The organism is Acidovorax sp. KNOB132, from assembly GCF_057541515.1.
On sequence record NZ_BAAJYT010000347.1, the window covers coordinates 1 to 3,112 of the forward strand.

At 70.8% G+C, this 3,112-nt stretch carries 3 protein-coding genes; all 3 read right to left on the reverse strand.

The window, feature by feature from the left end; genetic code table 11:
• The coding region (gene pcnB / locus AC27IO_RS22230; RefSeq protein WP_498740804.1) for a polynucleotide adenylyltransferase PcnB at positions 1-1,638 on the reverse strand (1,638 nt) is incomplete at its 3' end.
• Positions 1,635-2,336 carry a histidinol-phosphatase gene (locus AC27IO_RS22235; RefSeq protein WP_498740806.1) on the reverse strand — a complete coding sequence of 234 codons (702 nt, stop codon included), beginning with the start codon at positions 2,334-2,336 and terminating at the stop codon, positions 1,635-1,637. The genes AC27IO_RS22235 and pcnB, both read right to left, overlap by 4 nt.
• Before the next feature lie 60 nt (positions 2,337-2,396).
• Positions 2,397-3,095 carry a DnaA regulatory inactivator Hda gene (gene hda / locus AC27IO_RS22240; RefSeq protein ID WP_272548576.1) on the reverse strand — a complete coding sequence of 233 codons (699 nt, stop codon included), beginning with the start codon at positions 3,093-3,095 and terminating at the stop codon, positions 2,397-2,399.
• Positions 3,096-3,112 lie beyond the last annotated feature (17 nt).

Genomic DNA, 3,112 nt, shown 5'->3' on the forward strand with positions numbered 1-3,112 from the left:
CGCGGGGGCCGCGCCCTCGCCGCCACCACCGCCCGAAGGCTTGCGGCGGCGCCGGCGGCGCTTCTTGGGGGCGGTCTGGCCGTCGCCGGCCGGGTCTTCGCCACCATCGTGTTCATGGTCCTGGCCGTCCTGCCCTTCCTGATCGCCCCGGGAGGGGGCAGTGGCCGGGCGGGCCTCGCCAGGGGAGGCTGCAGCGCCGTCCGCATCCGCCGCAGGCCGGGGCACGCGGCGCACGACGGGCTGGGCCTTGCGCTGGCGGGACTTCTGCTCTTCGCGGGCCTGGTCGATCATGTCGTCGCGGCGCATGTCGTCGGCGTGCTGGAACTCCTGCCACCATTCGGCCAGCGCCTCCTCGACCTCGCCCACATCGGCGCGCAGGCGCATGAAGTCGAAGCCGGCACGAAAGCGCGCCTGGGCCACCATGCTGTAGGGCGTGGAGCCCACGCGCTTGTCGAAGCGCGGCTGCATGACCCAGATCTCGCGCATGTCCGCGGCCAGCTTGCCGCGGCCCGACACGTCGCCGATGCGCCGCTCGAACACGTCGTCGATGGCGTCCTGCAGCGCGGGAAACGGCTGCTCGCGCTGCGCGATGCGCCGGTCCCAGCCGGTCTTCACGTCCTGCCACAGCACGCAGGCCAGCAGGAAGCTCGGCGCCACGGGCTTGCCCTCGCCCACGCGGCGGTCGGTGTCGGCCAGGGCGGCGCTCACGAAGGAGGAATCGGCGCGCTCGACCACCACGTCCAGCAGCGGATAGATGCCGGTCGCCATGCCCAGCTTCTTGAGCTGCGCGATCGTGGCCAGCGCGTGGCCCGTCTGCAGCAGCTTGAGCATTTCGTCGAACATGCGGCTTTGCGGCACGTCGGCCAGCAGCGCCTGCGACTCGATCAGCGGGCCGGCCGTCTTGGGCTCGATGGTGAAACCCAGGCCTGCGAGCTTGGCCGCGAAACGCACGGCCCGGATGATGCGCACCGGGTCTTCGCGGTAGCGCGTGGCCGGGTCGCCGATCATGCGCAGCAGCTTTTTCTTCGCGTCCTGGATGCCCTTGTGGTAGTCCACCACGACCTGCGTTTCGGGGTCGTAGTACATCGCGTTGACGGTGAAGTCGCGCCGCGTGGCGTCTTCGTCCTGCGGGCCCCAGACGTTGTCGCGCAGCACGCGGCCGCTGGCGTCCACGGCGTGCTGCATGCCCACCAGCTGCTGCTTGCTGGTCTTTTCGTTGCCGCTCACCTGCTGCTCGATGGCGGTGTTGTCCAGGTAGGCGCGGAAGGTGGAGACCTCGATCACCTCGTGCTCGCGGCCGCGGCCGTGCACCACGTGCACGATGCGAAAGCGCTTGCCGATGATGAAGGCGCGGCGGAACAGGCCCTTGACCTGCTCGGGCGTGGCGTTGGTGGCCACGTCGAAGTCCTTGGGCCGCAGGCCCAGCAGCAGGTCGCGCACGGCGCCGCCCACGATGTAGGCCTCGTAGCCCGCCGCCTTGAGCGTGCGCACCACGTCGGCCGCGCGGCGGTCCACCAGTTCGGGGTTGATGCCGTGCACCGAGGCGGGCACTTCCTCGCGCTTGCCGAAGCGGTTCTTTCCGCGGCCGGCGCCGGGGGCGCCCTTGCCCAGCAGTTTGTCGATGAACTTCTTGATCATGGTTGGGTGGGAAAGAGATCCAATATGCGCCAGCCACGCTGCTGCGCGAGCGCCCGCAGGCGGGGGTCGGGGTTGGTGGCCACCGGGTGGTCGACGGTTTCGAGCAGCGGCACGTCGTTCATGGAGTCGCTGTAGAACGTGCTCTCCACGCCGCTCCAGGCCAGGCCGCGCGCCGCCAGCCATTCTTCCATGCGCCGCACCTTGCCTTCGCGCATGGTCGGCGTGCCCTCGATGGCGCCGGTGTACCAGCCCTGCGCGTCGCGCGCAAGGCCCATGGAGAGCAACTCGTCCACACCCAGCGCCTGGGCGATGGGGCCGGTCACGAACTCGTTGGTGGCCGTGATGATGACCACCTGGTCACCCGCCGCCTGGTGCTGGCGCACCAGCGCCAGCGCCTGCGGATGGATGGCGGGCCCGATCACCTCGCGCATGAACTGCGCATGCGCCGCCGCGGCGGCCTCGGGCCCGCGCTGGCGCACGGCCTCGATGGCAAAGCGCACGTAGTCGTGCACGTTCAGCGTGCCGGCCTGGTAATGGGCGTAGAACTCGTCGTTGCGGCGGCCGAACTCGACCGGGTCGTTCCAGCCGATGCGGATGGTGAACTCGCCCCACTCGTAGTCGGAGTCGAGCGGCAGCAGCGTGTGGTCGAGGTCGAACAGGGCCAGCCGAGGGCGTTGCGCCGGGGGTTCAGGGTTCATGCGGTGTGGTGTATGGGAAAAGGGGCGGGCGAAGGGGAGGAAAGCCGGCGGCGTGCGCCGCTATTCGGACTCCAGCATGGCCCGCAGCAGGGGAATGGTGATGGCGCGCTGGGTGCGCAGGGCGAAGCTGTCCAACTGGTCCAGCAGCTGCATGAGGCTGCCCAGATCGCGCGAGAAGCGCTTGAGCATGTAGTCCATCACATCGTCGCCCAGGAAGATGCCGCGCGCGTCGGCCTCCTGGCGCAGCACGGCGCGGCGCTCGGCCTCGCCCAGCAGGTGCAGCTGGAAGATGTGGCCCCAGCCCAGGCGGCTGCGCAGATCGTCGCGCAGCGGCAGGTCGGCCGGCGGCGTCTGGCCGGCGGCCAGCACCCAGCGGGGCTCGCCCACGGCGGGGCTGATGGCATTGACGAACCAGTTGAAGGCGGCGGCCTGCTGGGCCGTGTTGTACAGGTGCACCTCGTCCAGCAGCACGGCGGACCAGCGGTCGTCGAACGCCGTCGGCTCGGCCACCGAGGCATCGAGCCAGCCGACCGAGGCGCCCTGCTCGCGCAGGGCCTCGCGCACGGCCTCCAGCAGGTGGGTCTTGCCGCTGCCCGACTCGCCCCAGAGGTAGGTGGGCACCGGCGAGCGCAGCACCTCGACGGCGCCGTCGCCCACGGCCAGCCGCAGGTGCTGCAGGGCCGCCTCGTTGGTGCCGGCGAAGAACCGGGACAGCGTGGGCCCGGTGGCCAGGCCGATGTCGAGCGCGAGCTGCTTCATGCGCCGCGCCCCGGCAC

Excerpts from the sequence above, each read along its gene's own strand:
- AC27IO_RS22235 (WP_498740806.1), bottom strand. The coding sequence starts at position 2,336 with ATGAACCCTGAACCCCCGGCGCAACGCCCTCGGCTGGCCCTGTTCGAC.
- hda (WP_272548576.1), bottom strand. The coding sequence starts at position 3,095 with ATGAAGCAGCTCGCGCTCGACATCGGCCTGGCCACCGGGCCCACGCTG.